Here is a 22,276-nt window from a genome sequence, read left to right on the forward strand (position 1 = left end):
GGTTCAAAACAACTATTAATCTACTTCAATACATATGGCCGAGCTTACTTTTCAAACTGCCGATTTATCCGACCAATACCCAAATGACCTTTTGTGTGCAAGTCCAATATTTAAATCCTTTGGCAAAAAAACTGCCTTTTGGGGAGAAATTACCACTATAAAACTCTTTGAAGACAACTCATTTGTTAGACAACAATTAGGGACCGATGGAACTGGCAAAGTTTTGGTTGTTGATGGCGGAGGATCACTACGATGCGCATTGGTTGGTGATCGATTGGCTCAACTTGCAATCGATAACAATTGGGAAGGTATCATCGTATATGGATGTATTCGAGATAGTCGTATCATAAATGAAATGAATGTAGGAATTAGAGCTATCAACACTTGTCCTATCAAAAGTATAAAGCGAAATATTGGAGAACTGGATATCCCGGTGAAGTTTGCCGAAATTGAATTTACACCTGGAAATTTTATATATGTGGATGAAGATGGAATTTTGACGAGCCCAAAGAAACTTTTATAAGTAGTGTGTATAATATCTTTTTAAGGTACCTACCTTGTCGATAGTTTTTATGAGCTTCAAATGACGGATTTCTATCATGGTCTTATCATCCAATTTTAGTGCAAAATACAATGCTTAACAGTAAACCATTGAAAAAATACCATGAAAAAAATTAATTAGATTCTTGAATTAAATTCAACACTACTTAATAATTTGTTAGCTCTATTTCTTCATTGGCAATAACTTCTTATACGTAAAACATCTCCAAACCCACTCTAACGGACCGAATTTAAAATACCTAAGCCACAACTTGCTATATAGTATTTGGACACAAAATACTACCAGCGCAGTAAAAAGGGTTTCAGATGGACTCATAGTTTCATACAACGAAAATCCAATCGAGGAAAACAATAGTAACCCAATGAAACTATGCATGATGTAATTAGTAAGTGCCATTCTACCTACATATTTTAATGGACTTATTATTTTTCTCGCATTAGTATGATACCATAACCAAGCTAGAAGCCATAAATAGAATAACCCCATAACTACATCTGATAAAAACATAAGTTTTAAAAACACAGGTCTGGCTACTGGGCTTTTATATATTTCAAACCCTGGTAAAAAGAATAAAAATATTATACGATACAGGTTTGTTATAATCGCAATGATTATCACAGGTTTTTTAAGTAGATCAACCAATACATTCATCTTGGTTATCAGACTATTCTTTCCAAAATATAATCCTAATAAAAACATAGATAAAGCTACCGGGGCCAAAAATGTAAACAACATGGGGATATTTGCCATATACTCATTAGCTCTTAATCGAATTCCATCAACATAAGAACCATTTCTAATGGTTTCAACAATAGTTTCTGGCATATACCCGCTTAGATAACTTTCTGGTTGATATTTCATTAATTGAAATGCGTATGCAGCTATTTGATCATAAAATGGAAAAATCAAAAACAAAACTGATAGTCCAATAATTAGACGGTTAGATTTCTTAATCAATAAAGTCACAAACAAACCTAAAATCGCATATAAATGAATCACATCACCCGACCACAATAATAGTATATGCAATACCCCGAAAAAGAACAATATAAGCATGCGCCTGGCAAAGAATGAAAAGGTAAGTTCATTTTTTTGAGACATACTCAAAGCTTGCATACTAATACCCAATCCAAATAAGAATGAAAAAATTGGAAAAAACTTGCTGTAAAAGAATAATTGAAATATTCGTGTCGTAAGTGTATCGATTGGATCTGTCCATTGTTTACTAAAAACATCTTGATTCATAAACACACAGTTCATGATCTCAATGTTTACGACAAAAATTCCAAATACGGCAAATCCTCTAAAAACATCTAATAGCTCGATTCTTTTTTTAGGTTGTACAGGTAATTTATTCACTTAGTCTTGTTTTAATAATCTAATACTTCAAAATCACCTCTTTATTAAGCCCCAATAGTGGTAGGTGTTTTACATTATGATATGTAAGCGCCAAAGAAACGCAATGACATAACTGTTCCTTCGGTATTTCGTCATCGATGTTAAATACGATAGCCCTATTTCCTTCAAAACTGAAAGCGTCTTTATAGATAACTCTGAATGTGGGCACTAATTTACTAGTACATTGAAAATACATTGCATATTGGTTAGGACCAGAATCTGAAGCTTTTGCATTAATACGAATAGTACTACCTTTTTTTGTAAGATAACTCGGTTCACCCCATTTTAAAGTCTCCTCAAGTTCTAATATAGAGGGGATCGTATTGGCTGTTTCAAGAATGAGTTTTCGCAAGTTGATCAGTTTTTCTTTCATCTCGATCGGATATTCATCAAACTTTTTGGGAACTCTTGAATCTGTTTTTAGTTTCATTTTCCTAAGTATATCAATCTATTAAAAGTATTATTTTATTTATCAAATCTTTTGAAACAGAAAATACATTTACACTTAATAACATTCATGAGTAAATGCCCTTTTAATTCGAAAGACATTCAATGTTTAATGAAATTTCCTGAAGTTCTTTCCATATACCATGCGTACTTTCTTGAGGAGACAAATAAAACCAAACCAAATATCGTTCTTTGGCCGGACAATATTCACTTATAATTTTCGCATTAAGCTTTATCATTTTTTTTGCAAAAAATTCGTCATAAAGATGTATCGAACCTCCGAAAGTATCATTTTCAATTCGTTGAATAGAAGATTTGGTTTCAGGGATATCTTTAAAGAAATTAAAATTGGTTATTGCTCCTGTATTCATTAATCCATCAAAATAGATATTCATAGCGTTTTCTAATTTTGAGGAATTAAGGTTCGGGTTATCTTCAATAATCCATAAAAAAGCATAGGAAAAATAATCTTCACTATTCGCCTCACCCCAACCTGGCGCAAATCGAATATGTTCTTCACCTTTATAATCCAAATCCCCAGCAAATATTAATGGAAACTCCATAACCTCACTACGCCAATCATTTTTTGCATCAAGTACATTATCTATATTGTTATGCAACCTAAAATATAGATACCCTGCTCCAACTGCCAGAACAATGACAATAAGAAGTAATACTTTTAATATCCTTTTTAAAACTTTTTTATTCAAAATCAATTTGTTTAAAGTGACTAATCTAACTTAAGAATGCTAATTTTAATATGCAAAGTATACATCCTGCTTTTAAATAAGAGCATTCTTCCAATAATACCATATTTAAACCAAAAATAAACCGTAATCTATTCATAATCAAATTTTAAATAAATGATAAAAGCATTTTGAACTCGATCTTTCTGATAAAATTTTTGTAACTTAAAGAAGTCTAGATCGTAAACCTCTCAATAATGAAAAACGTAATCATACTTCTAATAGGGATGTCTTCTTTTCTTGCGATCACTCAGGAGAAAAAAGCGACCACAATCGAACCTTATAACCTCGAAGGTGTTTGGGAACTTAAACATCAGTTCTTATATAATGAAAACAATAAGATAATTGATACAGTTCTAAATCAAAATGGATATCGCCAGATAAAAATGTATAGCAAAGGAAAAGTCATGTGGACTCGATTTGATCCCAAAGACAGTAATGAGTGGTTTGGTTATGGTACATACACAATCAAAGACGGTGTTCTCGAAGAAAGATTAGAATATGCGTCGGGCCCAATGATGAAAATTGTAGACACTACCCAAGTGTTTAAGTTTGATCTGGTAATGGGAAAAAATTCATATCAGCAAATTGATGTTGATGAAGACGGCCATTATATACTGGCAGAAAACTATGCTCAAATTAAATAAACACGGTTTATAATCTATAAACTCTTCTATAAAGGAGCCCCTGGAGGGGGCTTTTTTTTGTTTATCACAATACTAACCCAGCTTATAAAATCTTCAATACAGATTACAAAACTGAACTATAAAAATATGTTGTATTAATCAAAAATCGATTCAAAAAATTAGAATAAAAAACTATATTTGCAATCCAATTTTTTCGGGTAGTAGCTTAGTCCGGTTAAAGTGCACGTCTGGGGGGCGTGAGATCGGAGGTTCGAATCCTCTCTACCCGACACCTCGAAAACCCTTGTTTCACAGGGGTTTTCGCAATTAAAGAAGCTCTATTCTTGAGTTTATTTCTTCTGAAAAATTACCGTTTTTTATCGTTTTTTATCACATTTTTATAGATTTGTTATCGAAAAGTCATCGAAAAATAAATATCATGATCCAAGGTGAATTGGAGGTTTACACACATTATCGAGGTAAAAAAGGTTATTTAATTAGAATAAAACTGTACAATAACAGAAAATACCTCTTTATAAAAACGGATTTATACCAAAATCAAAAGAAATTAAAGCATACAGGTCAAATTAAAGAAAGACAAGAAAAGCTCGATAAACAAATTGATTACTGTAATAATTCGAGAATGGATCTAAATCAAGCTTATGAATTTATTAAAAATGATTCTGATCCTATCAACAACAAAGATTTGGAGATATTTCTACTCAAAAAAAAACTAGAAGAATTAGAAAAGAACAACACAATTGGAATACTTGAATTTTTTGATATTAGAATTCAAGAGTTAAAAGACCAGGGAAAATCTTTAACAGCTTACCAGGACACAAAAAATCAAATCAGTAATTTCCTATTAGACGAGGACATTTCTATTAACAATATAGACTACGAATGGTTAAATAAATTTGTCATATTTAAGCAAAAATACGGTAAAGGAAATGGTAATGTCCCATTTCTTCTTAAAACTCTTAGAGCATTGTATAAAGAGGCACAACGCAGGGAGTCATTAAACATTAAGCCGGATAATCCCTTTTTAGGTTTAATCAAAAATACTCGAATAAAAGATGTGCCAGACTTCTCAGTAGCTGACATTAAAAAACTTTTTAGTTATTCTCCAAAAAAATCTACTACAACAAAAAGTCTTTTTACGTCACAACGCCATATTGATATTTTTCTATTTCAATTCGCAATAGGTGGACATGACTACGCGGACATTGCCAATTTAAAGTGGGGAAACATCAGGAGTGGGAGAGTTATCTTTAAACGATTTAAAAATAGGAACAAACCGAATGGTGGAGAAAAAGTAGATAATCTGTTAAATGAGTTTGCACTTAATGTTTTAGACAAATATGGCGACAGAAATAGCGAAAAAGTATTTTCGCACCTTCCCTATCCAACAAACATTGATAGTTATGGCAACAAAAGACAAAATGCCAACCAATCATTGAAAAGAATTTCAGACACATTAGGTTTTGCTACAGCCCTAACTTCTAAAACTCCAAGATATCTTTTCAGATCTTTCGGTGGTGAGTTGTTGATTAATGATTTAATTCTAATGCAATTGCAAGCACATAAAAAAACTGGAGTAACATTTAACTATCAAAGGAAAATACCAAATGAAATACTAGACAAGGAACACAAAAAAATATTGGACAGTTTATTTGAAGAACTTTAAACGTTATTTTTAAAATCGCCTATTTTTAAAATTATAAATTTTTAAAAAGTTGTTAGTTTTTGGATATTTCTGTAATTCTGTAATTTTAATTTTTAATTTACTGAATTTCAAATAATTAATACGTTACAAAACGATGTTTAAAAACTGTAATTGTATTACAGAATTACAAAATCAAGGTATTTTCTATCAACATTTGTACTAATTTCGATATTAATAACGGAAATATACCTAAAACAGAAAATTTAACTTTGAACCTGTAGCGTTGTTTTTTTTAAATGATTTGATGAATTCTTATAAAATTAATAAGAAAAAAACAGCTAAAAGCTGAATAACTTTAAGCTGTTTTCTTTTGTTTTCGTGTGACTAAAATTAGATTAGTACAATTTCAGTTATCTCTTCATATAAAATAACTTTTAATCAAATGTTGACACCCAAAGAACAATTTCATACGCAAGATTCCATTTCCCCTCTTCTTTAAAAAAAATATAAATAGATGAATTATGGGGGTTAAGCGTTCTGAAAACAGATATATTATCCACTATAACTGGCTTTGATAACCTATACACATCATTTAGATCTTGAAATCTATCAAAATGACTAACCAATTTAACATTCTTAAATCGTTTGGTATCTAATTTAATAGCTTTTTTAGTATATATAATTTTCCTTTTAATCTTAAGCAGCATATCGTCATTTAAGGTTTCTCGAAGATTTTCGTAAGAGATTTTTGAAGCTAAACCACTATTTTTTTTTGCATATTCGAACACTCTAGGGTCAAAATATAGAGACCAAGAACTGTCAAAAAATGTTCTTTGGTATATTTTCGGTTTAATATCATAAGGATAATTATATAAAGAATTGTAAACCTCATAATGCTCATTTGAAATAACACCTGAACTAGAAGTATTCTTTTGAGCTCTTGTTGAAAAAGTTAAAAAAAGAAACATTAGTAACAAATAAATGTTTCTATGGACATGTCTCACCTTTCGCACCTGATCTATTATTTCTCTCATTTTGTATAGCGTTTTGAATATTAGTTTTTTCAGCTTCTGATAATCTTTGATATGCTACGGAGGTTTCTAACCCACCCCAAGATAACATTTTATAATAATCTATCGACTGTTTATGAAAATCCCAAGATGCTAATGACATAGCTAGTGCCTCTACATAATTACTTATAAATTCGTGTTCACTCATGTTCCAAGCAGTTCTTGGTGTGTTATCAGCGGCATATGTTTGATATAAGGATCTAATTGTCTGATGTATCGTGCTACTAAAGTCATTATAATATGTATGCTGTATAAAAGCATGCATACTTTCGTGAATTATCGTTTTGGCCATAAATAATTGTGTAGCATCATTTACTAGATCTTCATCAATAGTTATTGTTATAATATTTCCATTTTTATGAGTTCTACCATTTAACTCATTTCCATTAGAAAGCCCTAATTGCTCAACGTTAAACACTAAATGATGATTCGGATTGGCGTCGAACATATCAAGAATGAATTGTGATATATGACTGTTACCTCCGTTAAAAATATCTGGATTTACAGAACCATGAGTATCTTTTAACTTTAATCTGTTAATAATGTCACTGGCACAATCATTTACACTTGGATCAATGATAATTTCATCCTCAAGATCAACGTCTCCGCCACCTTCCCAAGCATCTAAAGCAGCTTCACCAAACTTATCCGATTCTTCAGAAGAATTGTTTTGGTTTATATAATATAATATCTGCATCCCTTCTACTTCATTAACTTTTCCAGTTTTTTCAGCATCCTGTATTTTCTTAGCAAACGATTCTTGGCCGCCTGCAAATCTGAAATCCACTAGTGGTGTTAAAAACGCTCTATGTTGTTCTAACCAACTACGATCAAGTGATGACCAAAAATGATTTAGCGACTCTAATCTAAGGTCTGTTAAATTAAGTCCTACATAATCTATGGGTTCGCAAACTGTTCTATTAGAAAAGGCGCTTAGATTGGCATCATCACCAATATCAACACAATCAATAACAGTCAACACATGGCCATCGACATCTGTATGATGCGTTATACTACAGGGAGAACCTATACCTCCGCCACCACCTGGATTAGGATTACCAGCAGGGGGCGACGATACTCCAACATTTATGGAAAGTGATGCGGTGGTATTGTTGGCAGAGCTTATAATATTGCCTGTATAGTCTAAGTTCGGTGGTTGAAAGCTACTTTCAATATTACGAACATTTGTTTCTACAGATACGGTGCTTGTCTCAGAATCTTCGTCCGTATCATCAGTAACGTTTGAGGTAAATATGTACGTAACATTAGAGTTTAAAGTAGTACCACCAAATACTGATGTTGTTCCATTGTTGGTAAATGATTGATTTGGTTGCATAGTAGGATATTCCCCGGGATCTGCACCCAAAGACCCTGTGCCTGAACAACCATTTGCTCCAAATTTGGCAGCATCTTTGTTTTTTAAGAAATCCCCAAAATCATAAAACGCATAATCTGCTTTAAAATACCTGTAATCGATCTCTCCATCATTGGCCAGTACATAGTCAAAAGCTTTTTGGCTCATTGTGTATTTTATCATAATTGGCTCTTCAATGCTTCCATCGGTATTTTGATCGATCGATAACATAAACAACTCATTAGGTAATGATCCTTCGACCGATACAGGAAAGGTATAATTGGTATGTTGTCCTTTGATAGAAAGGTTTTTTATCTTATCAAGATAAATAGAGATCCCGTTATCCTGAATTTTATTAATACTGTATACGCTTTTTGTAGGCATTTTACTTTTTAGACTCGCCATAACATCAGGAATTTCCTCCTGAGACACAAAGCCTTTTTTGTGAAATATCGAGCCTCGTGTTATGACCGTCTCTGTTGTTTGTTCGGTTTCCTCCGGTAGTAATTCTTCTTCATGACACCCTGTAAAAAAGAGCAAGAACATCAAGGGCAAAAAGGTCATTGAATGACTTTTAAAATAAACTTTCATAATGATTTGTGTGTTTTAATTATTAATGATTTACATATTGTTGAGTTACAATAATAATTGTCGTCAGTTTCATTTTTTGAAACTCAAAAAACTTTAACAATTACGTATGGACCATTCTATAAATCATTATTTTACAACTGGTTAATTAATATTAATACGCAAAATAGAAAATTCATAGCACTATGCCTTACGGAAAACCGTAATACACCTTAATCTTAACAATAAAAAAACCCGACCAATATGGCCGGGCTTACTCAACAACAAAAAACACCTTTTACAGCGAACGAACAAATAAATTAGGTTTTGGAGTTAGATTATGATTTGTACTACCTCCTATTTCTTCTTCATGATCCTGAATAGTATGTTGATTAAAAATGCTATACTTGATCATAGGTTTATCGTTATATCTATTTTTACGGGCTATTACAAAATTATCCCTGTAGTCTTCAGTTGGTTTTTCAACCTGTAGGATCACATCACCATCAAATTCGGAATCAGAACCACCACGCATGGTTTTGCCCGTTGTTCTCTGGAAAATCAAAAAGAATAATTTACCATCAAACATTTTACGAATATGCTCGTCCAATTCAAGTTTAAAGGATTTAATAAGTCTTTTCAACTTCCCGAAACTATCTACAAAGATTACATCATGAAGCGCAACCAACTTTTTGAAATCCTCATAATCTTTGATTTCATCAATAACGGTTATGTTTTGGTAATTCTCTGGAGTAATGTATTGGTTTCTCTTTTTCTTAAACAAATCACTTTGTGAATGTTCTTCTAAAGTAAAAAAGAGACATCTTTTACCATCATTGGCGTAGTCTTGCATAGCCTGAAAAAACAATCGGGTTTTACCAGATCCTGCGGGAGCATCTAAGGTAACCACAACACTGTGTTTTGGTTTTTTCTCCAGTTCCCCTAAAAACAAACCCAATTCTGTAGGCAAAGCAAAAGTTTCTAATGGTTTTTCGTAATGATCAAGATCCGCCATAGTGGGTAATCCGTTAATATTTTGTTTCACTACTTTTTGAACTGGAGCTTTTAAACCCTTCGGAACTACTGTTTCAGTATTTAACCTTTTTGGCTCCGGTTTTGGAGCTTCAATAACAGTAGTCGTAATTTTTTGCGGAATACTTTTTCTGCGTAAACAGATCCTTGGCATTTGCAATCCTCTTACCTCCAATTCCGGTTTATTTTCTTTAGGCTTTGCAACTGCTTTTTCATTCTTGTCTTTTACCCGCTTTACCTTTCGCTTAACTGGTTTTAGTCTTTTAGTAATTCGAACATAAAAAGTTGATTCCTTATACGTTCGTAAAAGAGCATCTAGTTTGTTAGCTACTTTAAACTCCTGCTCCCTCTTGGCATCTAATAACAGTTCCTCTAAAGTATTCCGGCTAACTTCAGTATTGTGTAATTTGTTGTATCGTTCAATGGTGTTCATGTTTCCTAAATAGTGTAGAGTTTCCCCAAAGATTCGATTTCAGCTTTTACCTGAAGCTTCGAAGGATCTATAAACAGGCCAATAGCATTATTAATCAAAGTGCCGATATTCCCGGTATCGATATGCGTCCTTAAATTCGCTATGTTTATCGTACCATTGGCAGGTATTTCTATACCCGTCAGATTAGGAAAGGATTGCCCAATAAATTCCCCTTGATCGGTATAAAATAATAAACGCCTAAGCGTTATCATGTTTCCGGTCTGAAGGTTCAAATTCTCCGTGGTGGGATTGGTAATATTAAGATCGATATCAAAATTCAAGCCCGTAAGGTCAAACTTGAAATTTCGAATGCCATTCACTCGTAAAATTAAAGAGTCGATTACATTTCTGATTTCGGTAATCTTTTGTTTTCCAAAGTAGGTAGAGGCCAAGAATGCAGCTCCCCCAAGTAACAATAGTTTTTTCATTTCTTTTTTCTTAAGGTTAATTTAAACCAGTTTTTACGTTTGAATAGATCTTTCCAGTTGGTTCGTTTTAAAAATAATTCCCAACAATAGGCAATGGTGGTTCCAAATACCATCGCTACGGTAGTCATTAGTATTTTAAGCACAAAATCTTCGAAGAATGTACCGGATAAAAATCCGAGGATACAGATATAAAATTCGATAGGTTTATACATGGGTGTAGTCATTATTATCAATTTACGTTTGACGTAGTATTGATTTTGGGGTTATTTTCGTCTAAGAGGATTCAGTTTTCGGATAAGAAACCGTACTTTGTTTTTTATCTCATTGGGTAAAAACAACAATCCTATTGCTGTTATTAGCAACCATATATCACGCAATTGAAAATTAAAACCACTATCAAATACATAGTAATTGACTACCGCAAATATTTGACCCAGTACGATCAACGCACCCAGTATCCATAGTAATGCGTTGGCTATTTTATTCCATTTTGCCATTGTTTATCCTATTTAAAATCCAAAAGGATTATTAAAAATAATATCGCCTCCTCCACCGGCAGCACCTTCAACTGCATTTGTGGTATACTCTAATAGAAACTCATAACTTACATTCGACTCTATGATACCATCGATTTCACTTCCTTCAAAATAAATTGCATTTGGCGTATACAGTATGTTTTTACTTCCAAATACATCGGCAACCGAGTGAAATCCTCCACCTAATGGATCTCCATCTGCAGCTCCTGTTTTCTTTACTTTGGTTATGACATAATCCTTTACATCTAGCCCATGTTGAAGGCCTGAATTATATCCCAGAGGACGGGGACCAAAAAGCAATTGCGCAGATCCGACAATTATCAAATTCCTATATATTTTCCTATCCGCTAGTCTTCCTCCTGTGAAAACTTCTCCTATAGTCGGAATATCCAACGTAGGAACAGGTTTGTAATCCTCAATTTGGATGATGTTCGCCTTTGTTACTTGGGTACCATCAAGGCCACCTAACCGGGTGGCATCTATATTAATTAAGAATGATATTTCCATTATGTGTCTTGCCTTTTTGAGTACTTAACCTTAAAAACAGGTAATTGATTAGGCTCTAAAATCACTCCCCGGCTATTGATAGCAATCGCCAATTCGTCTTTTGTTGGTGTCTCCCCCGCAATTTGAATAGATCCTAAATCAATTTCAATAGGGGTTTTTCCTCCGCTACCCTCTACGCTTGGCAGTCTATATGCTGTTTTTCCTAGTAATAACATCGTTTCTTATTTATACTATAACATAGCCGTTTTGAACCTGTTTCTTTAATACTTTGTTTTGTAGTTCTGCTATAGAATTCCCAAAAGTCATGTGAAAATGTGGCTTATCGGACAGGTTTTTAAAATCTCCTCCCCAGGTAAACCCTAACGACTTTCCAATTCGAGCCATCTTTTGGTAATCATCTTTATAGTTAGGTCTGCCATTAACCATTGGAACGACATCTACCGCTAAACCATAATTGTGATAGGATTGCCCGGCCTTTGCATTCGTTACAATCTTGCCGGGTTTCGTTCGGCCTTGCGCGTATAGGTCGTCTTGCTCCTGAAACGTTCGTAAACCATCCGTAACCCTTAATTGAATTCCTTCCTTTTCGGCTCGATTAATAAAGGTTCTCACCTTGTTTTGTATCGCAGGGTGCAACTTCTTGATTCGGTTTTCTGAAACCAGATCCCAAACTGCGGAGGCTATTTTATTACGCATTAAAAAAAGAATTCCCGCAAAAGCGATTCCTGTACCAATTATTATTTTCGTTTTTACCTTCAATTGCTTACAAGTTTACCGTTCTAGGTTGCTTCTTTTTGTTCTTAGACCATAAATACAGCCCTCCTGCACTTAGCCCTAAAATCCAGATCCATAAATTGTCTTTTTTAGGTTTTACGGCACTTATAATCACTTCCTCCAGATCCTCGATAGCATCTTTTAGAATCACCACATTACTAAGCTGCGAAAAAGCAATTTTCTCTGTAACCTTTCCGACATGTGAAAACGTAATTTCTTCTGATCCATGAGATTGAATAATCGCCTCACCTTTTCCGTCCGTAATCGTATTATGAACCGATCCTATAACGTGAACACCTTCCAAAGGAGTTCCGAAAACATCTAGTACTATGATTCTTTTTTCTGGCATAACTGTTTTTGTAATTGTTTCTGTCTTAGGTTTTATTGTACAGGCAAATTGTCTCATGTGCTTATTATTTTAAAATGCAAATCCGGCATCATTTAAGGTTTGTTTTACTACTCTATATACTTCACCGTCACTAGGACTTAATTCTGCGTTTAGCCAATACACCAAGTCACGAGGTTGATAACTATCCAGATTAGCCAATATTCCAGTAGGTGGAGAATTGTAACCGTTATAATCCTTTTTCCCAAAGGCGTTGTATACGATCTTAAAATCTTCTGGAGTAATTTTCTTGAACACCTGCAAAATGGTCTCTTCATCAGTCCCCCAGAAAGGCGCACCATGATTCATAGCATCCAGTAATTGTTGCGCATAAATCTTGGCTTGCTGTATGCCTATCCTAGATCCGGACGTATCCAAATCACCCACATCGATCGAATTATCGATATCAGGATTTAAAATGTTTTGGGCTACATCAGCTCCTGTTCTCAATGTTTTGATAAGTACATAGGCTAAATAACCAACAACAACCCCTCCAACCACATACAAGGCTGTTTTAGGATTCTTGGCAACAAAATCTCCTGTTTTGTTTATCCCTTTCTTTGCTGCGGATGCCGATTTTGAAGCAAGCTCTTTGGCTTTCTGCTTAGTCTCTTTTTTGGTTAAAGTGGTTGTGCCCATAATTACATAAATGCTATTTTGATAGTCGTCCAGTTCGTCTGGAGTGCTTTTCTCGATTTATCAGATTTTGATAACTGGTATAATTTGTTTAATTCATCATCGGTAAGATGATCTTGCATGTATTGTAATGCATTTGCGCGTTCATTCTCTGCTATAGGGTTACTCCCCTGTATCGTTATTGTCTTTGCCATTGCTAATAAAGTTGTGTTTGTAAAAGAGTTGTTGTAAATCGTTTATAAATTCCTCGTTCTTATTCCCGTATCCTTGCAGTACATAATAGGCCGATAGCAACTGTTGATCTGTCACGCCTTGGGCATCCACAATCACCTTGATCAACTGCCCCTTTAATCCTTCTGGTAAAACAAAAGAATCATTGGACGTTGCAGGTGCAGCAAGACCCGGACCTTTCATGGTGGTAAATATTCCTGTTAATGCGGGTGCAGTTTCCTTAATAAGTCCACTCCAAAACTCCTTGATGTCGCTACTTTTTTCTAACTGTCGCAACTTTTCCTCCAGTTCCCTGTTTTCTTTTTCTAAGCGTTCGGTTTTTTGCTTTTCTGCCTGTAGATCATTTTTAGTTAAAGCTAACATGCTGCGGTCTACATGCAAATTGATCATTTCCGGCATCCCTAGTCCCGGCATTGCCAATCCCTGTGCCTGTTGTATCATAGGAACTTCGTTTTTCTTTGGTTCGTTATCCGAGACCGGCTTACCTAATTCAAAGTTATAGGCGATTCCTTCGCGTACACAAGCATTACCTTGTTTACGGTGTAACTGGATCTGAATCTTATCTGCCCCTTTTTCCTGAAGTGCAGTAAACCATTCTTCGATACCGCCCGAAGTCTCAATCATCTTGGTTCCATCCAATCGGTCAGTAATAGGGACAATAGCATCGCCAGTAGTGTAATCCTTGATTTCTACACAAATCTTGTTGTTCGTTTTTAATCGGTGTATAATGTTGTTGAATTCTGCGTTCATCTTAGCATTCTTTTTTAACTAGTGAATTGTAGATGCAAACCAGTTTACCGCCTTCTGGCATGATAATATTAATTGTTCCTTGCATTGGAAAAGTAGTTGCCGAACAATTGAACATTTCCCCTGGTTTAACTACTACGTTTAGGATCGTAACTTCGGTAGTCCCTTCATTGTGAAATCTAGGCGCTATCTTTCCTTCTAGGGTATAGTTATCTTCAGTTTCAAGAATAGTATCCGATGAAACTGTAGTTTGATACCCTGTAAGGAAAGTCACCATATTTTTAATCACCCCTAACATACGCGCTCTTGTGCTACTACAAATACAATTTGCACATTTACGGCGCTCGTTAACGCACCGTTAGGTGTAATTAACCTTGCTTCAATCTCTGAACTACCATCAGAATTAACTGGCACAAAACCATCAATCATATGATTTCCTATTTCACGATCCCTCCAAAAACTGATATCTATCGGAGTGTTAATTTCCTGTCCCTGCTCAAATAATCCAAGGTTTAAAAATTTATTTGGATCTCCTTTTACCTTGGCCGCTGCTGCGATCATTGCCCCTTTTGGAAGTTCAATCGTTTTACTCACCTGTGTGTTACCCGCAGGTAAATCAAGAGTCAGGGTTTTAAAGAGATACTTATATGCTGTATTCATGGTATTTTGTGTTTTTTAATTAAAAAATGCCCTGCCTTTTACGATAGGCAAGGCATTTTTATTGAACTAATTAACCAATTATGAAAGTGTTATCCGATATTCTTGATGGTCTTGAAACCTTTGATAAATACTTCAAGATAGTGTGCTTTTCCGGCAGCAGGTGCAGGCATTGACTCTCCCGCAGGAAACTTTAATTGCCATTCCATTTCTTCATCGTCTACCAAAAAGGCTAAACCACCTAATTTGTAGTACTTTTCTGAAGAGCTTAGACTCGTTCCTGAAGGTCTTAACAAATCCGCAACTGGAATACTTACTACTTCCCTGTTATTTTGAGTGATTACAAAAGTGGCATTTCTAAGGGCTGCAATGTTTGTACTTCCATAAGTTGCACCTCCTTCTTTATTTGGATCTGCTTCTGCATATCCTAAAGCGATTTGACTAAATACTACCGCCTGATTTTTGGTTAAACGCGTACCTTTGATACTGGATACTCCGTCAATCTTTTCCGTAGTGGCGTCAATCACATCAAAATTGGAAGAGGCTCCGGTAATGTTCTTACGTACGAAAATTGTATGATCAGTCAATCGAACACGTTGTTGTTCAATCAACCCTTGTAATTCTGAACTTAATATAGCACTCACACTCTTTAAGAATGTCCAAGCCAATGTAATCAATGATAAATTTTTAAGTGTTTGCATTTTTATATGAATTTTGAATTTATTTCTAAAGTTTGTTTTTAAGCGAAAGAATTATCTAATTCCTCTTCTTCCAGTTCTTCAAATACGGTGTCGTATTCTGGCATTTGCAACGAAGGAACATAGGCTGCATCATATACTAGTGCATCATTTCGGTATTGACACCCTCCGTCTGGACAGGCCAAGCCAATAGCTCCCGCGATTAACTTATCGCTTGCAGGACTGGCATCGGTAATAGCATACCTCTTTTTAAGTGCATCCTGTAGCAAATCCATCCCTTGACGGATAGCGACTCCAGACAATACTTTAGTACTTGACTTCAATTGTTTGTTTCCGGCTTGGGTAGCAGCAGCCACTATAATACTAGCGCCTAGCATTACGCCTTTAACCAATTTCTTACGGTTTTCAGGCACAAGTGCAACTACAGCTCCTGATCCTGCCCAACCGATTCCGGGTAATAACACATTTTCTACTGTGCTACTAACATTTTCTAGATTTAGATCTTTTGTCATGTTTATTAATTTTAATTTTTATCTATGATAGTGTGCTTTTGCGGTTGGACACCGATAGCAACGTTTATCCTTTCTTTTTACTTAGTGCTTCCTTAATTTTTGGACCTGCAAAAATGGCTAATGCTATTGTGCCTAAAACCAATCCCGTGGACGCATTCGAAGATTTTGGGGTTGGATCTACCGTAGCCACCGGGGTAACGGGTGCAGGCGTTGGGGTTGGCCTTGGGGTTACTACGGGTACAACAGGCGTAGGCGTTGGCCTTGGTGTAGGGTTTACCACAGGTACAACAGGTGTAGGGGTAGGCCTCGGTGTTGGTCTTGGAAATGGTTGTACGGGTGGTTTTATAACAGGGGTTGGCTTTGGAAACGGTTTAGGGAAACTAGATTGTTGCGATCGTAACCTGTAATATGTGTATTTATACGGCGCATTTCGCCCACCCCATACATAGGTAATTCCTCTACGATATCCGGGCAATCCCCCTTCTATTCTAACCGATCCTTCACGTTGTCCGGCAGGTGTTACCGTATAGCCTAATTTTACAGAAGACATTACCTCTTGGATCAAACTATTAATTGCCTGCTCTCTTAATCTATGTCCTTTTCTGGTACATTTGGCAAACTTTGACTTTTGGCCGTTTTTGGCGTCCGCTTTATAAGCTTCCGCGAGATTGAGAAACTTATTAAGGTTCGTCTCATTAATTGTATTGTTTAACCCGCTATATTCAAGAATAAATGGAATATCTAATTGTACGTCTTGCTTGGCCTTGGTCTCGTTATACGAAGATCCCCAACAAGACACGTCAAAACCATTGGCGAAAATAGCCCCAAATGTCTTTTTGAAGAAATCACTTTTTAAGATTACCTTGGAAGCCGAAGCAATGGCCCCTGTAGAAAGTGGTTCACCCAATCCGTGGTTAGGAGTAAACGGGAAGAACTTTCTTTCTACAATGATTCCGTTATCGACAATATCGAATTCTGGATCGATCCCATTGCGTAAATGCATTTGCACTTCCTTACGAAGGGCACTAGCTAGTGCGGTTGAAACTCCTTTACTTTTAATGTATGAAAGGAAATCCTCAAATCCTTGATTTACTTGATTTGGCATTTGTAAACCTCCGTAAACCGAACGGTTGTGTGCGCCATTTAATCCTACATGTGGTAATGTTTGCATAAACATATCTTTTTTCTCTAGGAATACTACTTCCGTATTTTCATGCTTGGTAGCATCAATCACGTAGTAATCTCCATGAGTGTTATTTTTACCCTTTTTGGGTACGATTACATAAACATGGGTATATTGATCTGGGTAAAAATTTGGCTGTTTGACCTTGCGTATATAATGGTCAATACCTAGATTCTTTAGGATGCAGCTTGCAAATATGCTATAGCTTTTACAATCGACTCCCTCGTATCGTTGCTTCCATGCACAGGCAGGAGAACGTAATTGTTGTTCTACACCGTCCGCACGATACTGTATATGATGATACAGGAAGGTATAAATACTATCGACCGTACCTTTAAGGGTACTGCGTTTTAACTTTGGCGACAGCTTTACGGTTTGTTTGTGATGTTTATTGACCCAATCCGTCATGTGATTTACCGTAGTGTCTGTATTACCTTTCGTTAAACGTGTTGTTGTACACTTAGAATCTGGTATAAGACCAACGTACTCACGCCCATCTAATAATGGGCGTTTGAGTAGGTTAAAATTTTGGCTTTCCTCCAAATCAATCAACTTTTGTTAATGAACATGGGTGCAAGATCTACATAAAAACAAGTGGGTTCTTCGCGAAGTGACAGGTGGCGTTGTGTAGTCGTATTTACTGTGAGTTAACAACGGTTAACCGTGTTTAGGGTTGGCTAGTAACAGGTAATGTTGTTTAGCAAGGTTTACTAAGACCTAGGCCTTATTGTTTATAAATATTTACGGTAATACCGTATAATTTTTGGAATATTTCCTAATTTTGGGAACATTTCCATTGACATGAATTACCAATCCGAAACCGTTATTTTACATGAAACCTTTATCGATGAAATGATCGATAGCTGTTTTACGGTGGATAAATATGTCAAAGTACGGGACAAAGGTAGTTATTGGGCAGAATTACGATATAGGAAATACACTTTCCATAATCAGCAAGGTACATTTACCAAACAAAAGAATGTCCTACAGCTTAAAAGGATATTCCATAAGCTTATTGCCAAATACAATGCTTTTGAGCATGAAGGATATGATTATTATAGACATAACGGGCAATGGTATAAGTATAAGATCCGTAAAAATATCAACGGTTAAGGGCACAATCAAAATTCGTTGTGGCAAATTCTGTCTTCGTGATATTGTTGGTAAATCTCTTGTCCCTCAATGGCCTCAAATTCTTCTCGTTCAATTTCTTCTTTACTCATAATTTTCATTTGTTTTAACCGCCCAAGATCAAAACCCGGGCGGTTGCAGTAACTAAGCACTTTTACTCTTCTACCGGACGGACTTCAACACAGTTCCACTCCCAAATACCCGTCACATAATTAAACCAAGTTTGCATATAGCAAGTACCTCCTTTAATTGGTTGTTTTTCTTCTCTGGTAAGCTTTCTTACTCCCTCAATGTTTAAAATAGATTTTTTCATTTTTAGAATATTTAAATTATATTCCATCGAATTTATCGGCGATGGATTCCGATTGCATACCGCCCTGCTCAAACTTTTTAGCGACTGTTGGCAGGGTGGTTTTATGTTTATGCAACTTTTTCAAGTTTAGCCTTTAACGAATTACTGATAGCTTTTCCAATAGCCTTTGCCATTGGAGGACAAACACTATTCCCTATATACTTTTTTGCTCTTGTTACTCCTCCCTCAAGTTTATAATCATCAGGAAAACCCTGTATCCTTAATAGTTCATCCACTTCGAGCGGTCTTATTTTTATATCAAAAATTCCATGTTCCCGCATAAAACTCCTTAGAAGTGTTTTTACTTCATTATCGCCTTGTTTTGGAATAGAATGGTTGGTTAATCCATAATTATTGGCAGAGGCTACATAAAGAGGTTTTTTATCTTGTCTGGCGATTATGGTCGGACATGGTTTGTCAACTGAATTACCTGTGTTTTTAAATTGATGATCAAACAGCCATTTCGTTGTAACAAGATTATGCTTTGGGTTTGTTGTAATTGAATTAGCCGGTTCATTTAAATTAGAATGATTGCCTTTACCATTATTTGTATAGGAGTACTGTAAAAAATGTAACGCAAATCGGTCTTTGGTTGTTATGGTGTTGCACGGCTCATCTAGACTATGAACCCCGTTACCATCTTTCGATTGACCATAGTAGCTTGTTAAAAAAACGGGGTGTATCAAACTATGTACGCTATTAGTAAGGATAGTTCCAAGAGGATTATTAAGTGACTTACTTTTCTCCTTAAGATTTCCTCCATTATATCTTATGGTAAAACACCCTTCCTTATGAAATTTTATCAATCCATGATACACCCTCCAAAATGTCGCTTCACTATATTCTTTTCCATGATGCGTCAATCCAAACAAAGACTTTCCTTCGTTCTCCAAGTTTAGTTTTTCACGCACGGCATTATGAGGCTTTAATTCTGGATGTAGATGCAGCTTCTTTCTAGAAACGTGTGTAGGATCTGGAAAACAAATAGGTAAACAGTTAGCGGTAAACATTCCAAAATATCTTTTTCTGGAAGTATACGCCCCAAAATCAGCCGCATTAAGTATTTTGTAATCGTATTGAAAACCGAGCGATTCGAACTCTGAAACCCATCTATTATAATCAACCGCCTTTAAATCCTTAACAGGTTTCCCATTTTCATCAACTGGCCCCCAGGTTAAAAACTCTTCTACGTTTTCGATTGTTATATAATCAGGATTAAAACACAAATATTTGAATAAATGATCTGCTAACGTTCTGGAGTCTGCATCGCGCGCTAAACCTCCTTTGGCTTTACTAAAGTGGGTGCATTCTAAACTAGCATGCAATCCTATATATGCTTCTGGAAAATGACTTCTTAATTGATTGATCAAAGATTGAATCTTCCAAATTACTGTCCAGTCTCTAATATCTTCGGTATAATGTATACACTTTGGATGATTTGCATGATGAGACTTAATAGCGAATGGATCATGATTTACACAAGCTACAATAAAATTGTTTTCGTTTTGACTGTATCCCTCGGTTACACCGCCACAACCGCAAAATAAATCAACCCATAAAATCAAAGGTGCATTATCACTTTTATTCGCTCTAATATGGTCGATTAGCTTAACCGCGTCATGCTCGGTAAATAAATTTAAATCGCCATTACTTACAATCGATTTTTTCATGCTTATACCAGTTTTATATCTTCTTGAAACAATAAATGAATGTACTCTGCATGCATGGGTATTTCACGTTCAGGATCTACTAAACAATGAAAAAGTAAATGGGACAAGCCATAATCCCCATAAGACTCTCTGTATTCATGACGTTCTTTGTTCTTAAACCAATAAATAAAAGAACTCAAATGGCCTATTTCGCCTATTTTTTGAGGATTCTTTAAGCATTTTTTAAACTCTTCCAGACTCATTAAAGCATATTCGTTATACTTTCTCTTACAATAATTGTAATCAAGAGTATGGTTGTATGTCGCTAGAGGATATTTACCTATTTCCCTTCTTTGTATTTCGTATTTCATACCGCTCATTCTTTATACATTTAGATAACAATTGATTTTTCAAACAGCTTTAATTGTGCTTTGACTGTTAAATGTTCTGGATAGCTAAACCAAATCACTTCTTGCACTTCAGAAGATCGGATATTGTTCTTTTTCTTAGGTAGTTTGATTCGAGTCCAGTCTCCATATAATTCATTCATTAAATCACAATCATAACCGCTCACCATACCATAACCCTTTGTTGTATGGGCTATCTTTGATAATTCTCTATGATTGTCGTCTGTAAATTCAAATCGATAGTCATTATAACTTTTTCGGCATTCTTTCGGATAAGGTGGATCGTAATAGAAAAATGTACCTGGAGTGTCAGTTTTCTTTATGGCAACCTTGTAATCATGGTTTATGATTTGAAATTCATTTCGCAATACTTCCGCAACTTCAAATAGTTTAGGTATGGCATTATTCCACTTACTGACCGTTTCACCTCCATTTGCATTAAGGCAAGATTTAGCCATATGCCAACCTTTGTTTTTTCTTTGAGCGCCTAAACCATAAAATGATTGTCTAACCCTTACAAAATATCGTCTGGCATTCTCAATGTTGTCTGTGGGGTGCGTCGACCAACAACGGTTATATTCTTCCTCGCTGCAAGGAGTAAGTAATAATCGTTCTATCAATTCCTCGGTTTGATCCCGTAAAACTGTAAAAAAATTGGTTACTTCTCCATTGATCTCATTGGCCGTTTTAATTACATTACCCTTATAGTTTAGACTCATCGCAAATGACCCAGCGAATACATCTACCAAGTGTGTAAACTTAGCAGGAAAATAAGGGTATATTTCATCACAATGAGAAAACTTCCCCCCGAAGTAATTAAAGGCTATTAGTTTTGATTTGTTTCCACTCATTACTTTTGATTCTTTGGATTCATTTTACATTTAGCTTCGTGGCGCTTTCGGTTGCTTGGAGAGTTAAGCACGTCACCACAATGTTGGCAAGGGAATTGAACTTTTTGAAGTTCTTCTTTAGTGCGTGAAAGTTCATTCTTAGTTCGTGAAAGTTCGCTTTGAACTTTGTTGAACTTTGATGTTAACGTATCCAGTTCAAGAGTACGGTTAATACTGCTATTTTGCTGCTCACACTTTCTTACAAACATCTTTGAAAAAACATACTCCAGTAAAGCCAAAAAGGAAGCAAGAAAAACCCTTTTAAAATACCATGTCCAATGTCTGATTTCAGGTTCAAAAACTTTGAAGGCAATAAGCATAAGTATTAAGCTGCATACGGCAAAGGCTTCCGGAAAACTAAATTTACTTTCCTTCTCTTGGTTACGAAACAACTTCGAATTAACACTAACGGCCAACATAGTAAGTGATGTAGCTCCAGCAAAGAGCGCTGAAGCAATTAACTTTAAATCAGGATTAGGTATTTCAAAAATATCATAGAACAACGATGCTTCTTTAATCGTAAAAGCAATCATAATCGATAGCATTGCTATTGTGACTATGGTTATTGAATTGAGAAATTTTTCCATGTTTGAGGTACTTGATTTGATTTTGG

The 22,276-nt window shown here is 35.4% G+C and carries 30 protein-coding genes and 1 tRNA gene; 5 read left to right on the forward strand and 26 right to left on the reverse strand.

What is annotated here, in order from left to right; all coding sequences use genetic code 11:
* The first annotated feature begins 34 nt into the window (after window positions 1–34).
* Window positions 35–523 (forward strand): ribonuclease E activity regulator RraA, encoded by a 489-nt coding sequence (gene rraA / locus U6A24_RS12545; protein ID WP_324180322.1) that lies wholly within the window; start codon window positions 35–37, stop codon window positions 521–523.
* Window positions 524–724: 201 nt separating this feature from the next.
* Here the strand turns inward: rraA and U6A24_RS12550 are convergent, their stop codons facing one another.
* The 3 genes from U6A24_RS12550 to U6A24_RS12560 all read right to left on the reverse strand — a co-directional run bounded on the left by U6A24_RS12550 (window position 725) and on the right by U6A24_RS12560 (window position 3,117).
* A complete protein-coding gene (locus U6A24_RS12550; protein ID WP_324180323.1) occupies window positions 725–1,921 on the reverse strand; it encodes a DUF418 domain-containing protein in 1,197 nt (398 codons plus the stop codon).
* A 19-nt stretch (window positions 1,922–1,940) separates the two neighbouring features.
* Entirely contained in the window at window positions 1,941–2,390 is a 450-nt protein-coding gene (locus U6A24_RS12555) for a DUF1801 domain-containing protein (RefSeq protein WP_324180324.1), read from the reverse strand.
* Window positions 2,391–2,493: 103 nt separating this feature from the next.
* Window positions 2,494–3,117 carry a hypothetical protein gene (locus tag U6A24_RS12560; RefSeq protein WP_324180325.1) on the reverse strand — a complete coding sequence of 208 codons (624 nt, stop codon included), beginning with the start codon at window positions 3,115–3,117 and terminating at the stop codon, window positions 2,494–2,496.
* 233 nt (window positions 3,118–3,350) lie between these two features.
* Here U6A24_RS12560 and U6A24_RS12565 point away from each other — a divergent pair, with 233 nt between their 5' ends.
* The 3 genes from U6A24_RS12565 to U6A24_RS12575 all read left to right on the forward strand — a co-directional run bounded on the left by U6A24_RS12565 (window position 3,351) and on the right by U6A24_RS12575 (window position 5,466).
* Window positions 3,351–3,800: a hypothetical protein gene (locus U6A24_RS12565; protein WP_324180326.1), complete on the forward strand. Its 450-nt coding sequence runs from the start codon at window positions 3,351–3,353 to the stop codon at window positions 3,798–3,800.
* A gap of 194 nt (window positions 3,801–3,994) precedes the next feature.
* Window positions 3,995–4,069: transfer RNA gene (locus U6A24_RS12570), tRNA-Pro, on the forward strand.
* 149 nt (window positions 4,070–4,218) lie between these two features.
* Window positions 4,219–5,466: a phage integrase SAM-like domain-containing protein gene (locus U6A24_RS12575; RefSeq protein ID WP_324180327.1), complete on the forward strand. Its 1,248-nt coding sequence runs from the start codon at window positions 4,219–4,221 to the stop codon at window positions 5,464–5,466.
* A 413-nt stretch (window positions 5,467–5,879) separates the two neighbouring features.
* On the opposite strand, the gene U6A24_RS12580 is transcribed toward U6A24_RS12575, so the two are convergent.
* From U6A24_RS12580 to U6A24_RS12665, 18 genes are all read right to left on the reverse strand, one after another.
* A complete protein-coding gene (locus U6A24_RS12580) occupies window positions 5,880–6,479 on the reverse strand; it encodes a hypothetical protein (protein WP_324180328.1) in 600 nt (199 codons plus the stop codon).
* Window positions 6,433–8,460: a hypothetical protein gene (locus U6A24_RS12585; protein WP_324180329.1), complete on the reverse strand. Its 2,028-nt coding sequence runs from the start codon at window positions 8,458–8,460 to the stop codon at window positions 6,433–6,435. Before U6A24_RS12585 ends, U6A24_RS12580 begins: the two co-directional genes overlap by 47 nt.
* Before the next feature lie 274 nt (window positions 8,461–8,734).
* Entirely contained in the window at window positions 8,735–9,901 is a 1,167-nt protein-coding gene (locus U6A24_RS12590) for a hypothetical protein (protein WP_324180330.1), read from the reverse strand.
* A gap of 5 nt (window positions 9,902–9,906) precedes the next feature.
* Window positions 9,907–10,368, reverse strand: coding sequence for a hypothetical protein (locus U6A24_RS12595; protein ID WP_324180331.1), 462 nt, complete (start codon window positions 10,366–10,368; stop codon window positions 9,907–9,909).
* On the reverse strand, window positions 10,365–10,592 hold the full coding sequence (locus U6A24_RS12600; RefSeq protein WP_324180332.1) for a hypothetical protein: 228 nt from the start codon (window positions 10,590–10,592) through the stop codon (window positions 10,365–10,367). The genes U6A24_RS12595 and U6A24_RS12600 overlap by 4 nt, the downstream gene beginning before the upstream one ends.
* A gap of 39 nt (window positions 10,593–10,631) precedes the next feature.
* Window positions 10,632–10,865 (reverse strand): hypothetical protein, encoded by a 234-nt coding sequence (locus tag U6A24_RS12605; protein ID WP_324180333.1) that lies wholly within the window; start codon window positions 10,863–10,865, stop codon window positions 10,632–10,634.
* Between the two features lie 12 nt (window positions 10,866–10,877).
* Window positions 10,878–11,411, reverse strand: coding sequence for a hypothetical protein (locus U6A24_RS12610; protein ID WP_324180334.1), 534 nt, complete (start codon window positions 11,409–11,411; stop codon window positions 10,878–10,880).
* Window positions 11,411–11,626, reverse strand: coding sequence for a hypothetical protein (locus U6A24_RS12615; RefSeq protein ID WP_324180335.1), 216 nt, complete (start codon window positions 11,624–11,626; stop codon window positions 11,411–11,413). The genes U6A24_RS12610 and U6A24_RS12615 overlap by 1 nt, the downstream gene beginning before the upstream one ends.
* 10 nt (window positions 11,627–11,636) lie before the next feature.
* Window positions 11,637–12,170, reverse strand: coding sequence for a M15 family metallopeptidase (locus U6A24_RS12620; protein WP_324180336.1), 534 nt, complete (start codon window positions 12,168–12,170; stop codon window positions 11,637–11,639).
* A gap of 4 nt (window positions 12,171–12,174) precedes the next feature.
* Complete coding sequence (locus tag U6A24_RS12625; protein WP_324180337.1) at window positions 12,175–12,591, reverse strand: hypothetical protein; 417 nt, start codon at window positions 12,589–12,591, stop codon at window positions 12,175–12,177.
* A gap of 12 nt (window positions 12,592–12,603) precedes the next feature.
* Window positions 12,604–13,209 (reverse strand): hypothetical protein, encoded by a 606-nt coding sequence (locus tag U6A24_RS12630; protein WP_324180338.1) that lies wholly within the window; start codon window positions 13,207–13,209, stop codon window positions 12,604–12,606.
* Between the two features lie 2 nt (window positions 13,210–13,211).
* A complete protein-coding gene (locus tag U6A24_RS12635; RefSeq protein WP_324180339.1) occupies window positions 13,212–13,400 on the reverse strand; it encodes a hypothetical protein in 189 nt (62 codons plus the stop codon).
* Window positions 13,369–14,187, reverse strand: a complete 819-nt coding sequence (locus U6A24_RS12640) for a hypothetical protein (protein WP_324180340.1) — start codon at window positions 14,185–14,187, stop codon at window positions 13,369–13,371. The genes U6A24_RS12635 and U6A24_RS12640 overlap by 32 nt, the downstream gene beginning before the upstream one ends.
* A gap of 1 nt (window position 14,188) precedes the next feature.
* Window positions 14,189–14,461 carry a hypothetical protein gene (locus tag U6A24_RS12645; protein WP_324180341.1) on the reverse strand — a complete coding sequence of 91 codons (273 nt, stop codon included), beginning with the start codon at window positions 14,459–14,461 and terminating at the stop codon, window positions 14,189–14,191.
* Between the two features lie 14 nt (window positions 14,462–14,475).
* On the reverse strand, window positions 14,476–14,844 hold the full coding sequence (locus tag U6A24_RS12650) for a hypothetical protein (RefSeq protein ID WP_324180342.1): 369 nt from the start codon (window positions 14,842–14,844) through the stop codon (window positions 14,476–14,478).
* A gap of 89 nt (window positions 14,845–14,933) precedes the next feature.
* Window positions 14,934–15,542: a hypothetical protein gene (locus U6A24_RS12655; RefSeq protein WP_324180343.1), complete on the reverse strand. Its 609-nt coding sequence runs from the start codon at window positions 15,540–15,542 to the stop codon at window positions 14,934–14,936.
* Between the two features lie 38 nt (window positions 15,543–15,580).
* A complete protein-coding gene (locus U6A24_RS12660; RefSeq protein ID WP_324180344.1) occupies window positions 15,581–16,051 on the reverse strand; it encodes a hypothetical protein in 471 nt (156 codons plus the stop codon).
* 64 nt (window positions 16,052–16,115) lie between these two features.
* Window positions 16,116–17,777: a hypothetical protein gene (locus U6A24_RS12665; protein WP_324180345.1), complete on the reverse strand. Its 1,662-nt coding sequence runs from the start codon at window positions 17,775–17,777 to the stop codon at window positions 16,116–16,118.
* Between the two features lie 258 nt (window positions 17,778–18,035).
* On the opposite strand from U6A24_RS12665, the gene U6A24_RS12670 reads away from it, so the two are divergent.
* Complete coding sequence (locus tag U6A24_RS12670; RefSeq protein WP_324180346.1) at window positions 18,036–18,347, forward strand: hypothetical protein; 312 nt, start codon at window positions 18,036–18,038, stop codon at window positions 18,345–18,347.
* A gap of 172 nt (window positions 18,348–18,519) precedes the next feature.
* Here the strand turns inward: U6A24_RS12670 and U6A24_RS12675 are convergent, their stop codons facing one another.
* The 5 genes from U6A24_RS12675 to U6A24_RS12695 all read right to left on the reverse strand — a co-directional run bounded on the left by U6A24_RS12675 (window position 18,520) and on the right by U6A24_RS12695 (window position 22,250).
* Complete coding sequence (locus tag U6A24_RS12675; RefSeq protein WP_324180347.1) at window positions 18,520–18,678, reverse strand: hypothetical protein; 159 nt, start codon at window positions 18,676–18,678, stop codon at window positions 18,520–18,522.
* Window positions 18,679–18,785: 107 nt separating this feature from the next.
* The gene (locus tag U6A24_RS12680) at window positions 18,786–20,387 is read right to left on the reverse strand and encodes a DNA cytosine methyltransferase (RefSeq protein ID WP_324180348.1); all 1,602 of its coding nucleotides are present in this window, start codon (window positions 20,385–20,387) and stop codon (window positions 18,786–18,788) included.
* A 2-nt stretch (window positions 20,388–20,389) separates the two neighbouring features.
* A complete protein-coding gene (locus U6A24_RS12685) occupies window positions 20,390–20,737 on the reverse strand; it encodes a hypothetical protein (protein WP_324180349.1) in 348 nt (115 codons plus the stop codon).
* A 20-nt stretch (window positions 20,738–20,757) separates the two neighbouring features.
* The gene (locus tag U6A24_RS12690; protein ID WP_324180350.1) at window positions 20,758–21,624 is read right to left on the reverse strand and encodes a DNA adenine methylase; all 867 of its coding nucleotides are present in this window, start codon (window positions 21,622–21,624) and stop codon (window positions 20,758–20,760) included.
* Complete coding sequence (locus U6A24_RS12695) at window positions 21,624–22,250, reverse strand: hypothetical protein (RefSeq protein WP_324180351.1); 627 nt, start codon at window positions 22,248–22,250, stop codon at window positions 21,624–21,626. The genes U6A24_RS12690 and U6A24_RS12695 overlap by 1 nt, the downstream gene beginning before the upstream one ends.
* Window positions 22,251–22,276: the final 26 nt, after the last annotated feature.

Source organism: Aquimarina gracilis (genome assembly GCF_035285365.1).
GTDB lineage: Bacteria > Bacteroidota > Bacteroidia > Flavobacteriales > Flavobacteriaceae > Aquimarina > Aquimarina gracilis.

Coding starts and splice junctions, on each gene's coding strand:
- U6A24_RS12580 (WP_324180328.1), bottom strand. CDS start 6,479: ATGAGAGAAATAATAGATCAGGTGCGAAAGGTGAGACATGTCCATAGA.
- U6A24_RS12575 (WP_324180327.1), top strand. CDS start 4,219: ATGATCCAAGGTGAATTGGAGGTTTACACACATTATCGAGGTAAAAAA.
- U6A24_RS12675 (WP_324180347.1), bottom strand. CDS start 18,678: ATGAAAAAATCTATTTTAAACATTGAGGGAGTAAGAAAGCTTACCAGA.
- U6A24_RS12695 (WP_324180351.1), bottom strand. CDS start 22,250: ATGGAAAAATTTCTCAATTCAATAACCATAGTCACAATAGCAATGCTA.
- U6A24_RS12650 (WP_324180342.1), bottom strand. CDS start 14,844: ATGAATACAGCATATAAGTATCTCTTTAAAACCCTGACTCTTGATTTA.
- U6A24_RS12680 (WP_324180348.1), bottom strand. CDS start 20,387: ATGAAAAAATCGATTGTAAGTAATGGCGATTTAAATTTATTTACCGAG.
- U6A24_RS12610 (WP_324180334.1), bottom strand. CDS start 11,411: ATGGAAATATCATTCTTAATTAATATAGATGCCACCCGGTTAGGTGGC.
- U6A24_RS12595 (WP_324180331.1), bottom strand. CDS start 10,368: ATGAAAAAACTATTGTTACTTGGGGGAGCTGCATTCTTGGCCTCTACC.
- U6A24_RS12615 (WP_324180335.1), bottom strand. CDS start 11,626: ATGTTATTACTAGGAAAAACAGCATATAGACTGCCAAGCGTAGAGGGT.
- U6A24_RS12645 (WP_324180341.1), bottom strand. CDS start 14,461: ATGGTGACTTTCCTTACAGGGTATCAAACTACAGTTTCATCGGATACT.
- U6A24_RS12660 (WP_324180344.1), bottom strand. CDS start 16,051: ATGACAAAAGATCTAAATCTAGAAAATGTTAGTAGCACAGTAGAAAAT.
- U6A24_RS12590 (WP_324180330.1), bottom strand. CDS start 9,901: ATGAACACCATTGAACGATACAACAAATTACACAATACTGAAGTTAGC.
- U6A24_RS12635 (WP_324180339.1), bottom strand. CDS start 13,400: ATGGCAAAGACAATAACGATACAGGGGAGTAACCCTATAGCAGAGAAT.
- U6A24_RS12655 (WP_324180343.1), bottom strand. CDS start 15,542: ATGCAAACACTTAAAAATTTATCATTGATTACATTGGCTTGGACATTC.
- rraA (WP_324180322.1), top strand. CDS start 35: ATGGCCGAGCTTACTTTTCAAACTGCCGATTTATCCGACCAATACCCA.
- U6A24_RS12625 (WP_324180337.1), bottom strand. CDS start 12,591: ATGAGACAATTTGCCTGTACAATAAAACCTAAGACAGAAACAATTACA.
- U6A24_RS12640 (WP_324180340.1), bottom strand. CDS start 14,187: ATGAACGCAGAATTCAACAACATTATACACCGATTAAAAACGAACAAC.
- U6A24_RS12690 (WP_324180350.1), bottom strand. CDS start 21,624: ATGAGTGGAAACAAATCAAAACTAATAGCCTTTAATTACTTCGGGGGG.
- U6A24_RS12605 (WP_324180333.1), bottom strand. CDS start 10,865: ATGGCAAAATGGAATAAAATAGCCAACGCATTACTATGGATACTGGGT.
- U6A24_RS12685 (WP_324180349.1), bottom strand. CDS start 20,737: ATGAAATACGAAATACAAAGAAGGGAAATAGGTAAATATCCTCTAGCG.
- U6A24_RS12565 (WP_324180326.1), top strand. CDS start 3,351: ATGAAAAACGTAATCATACTTCTAATAGGGATGTCTTCTTTTCTTGCG.
- U6A24_RS12670 (WP_324180346.1), top strand. CDS start 18,036: ATGAATTACCAATCCGAAACCGTTATTTTACATGAAACCTTTATCGAT.
- U6A24_RS12555 (WP_324180324.1), bottom strand. CDS start 2,390: ATGAAACTAAAAACAGATTCAAGAGTTCCCAAAAAGTTTGATGAATAT.
- U6A24_RS12600 (WP_324180332.1), bottom strand. CDS start 10,592: ATGACTACACCCATGTATAAACCTATCGAATTTTATATCTGTATCCTC.
- U6A24_RS12585 (WP_324180329.1), bottom strand. CDS start 8,460: ATGAAAGTTTATTTTAAAAGTCATTCAATGACCTTTTTGCCCTTGATG.
- U6A24_RS12630 (WP_324180338.1), bottom strand. CDS start 13,209: ATGGGCACAACCACTTTAACCAAAAAAGAGACTAAGCAGAAAGCCAAA.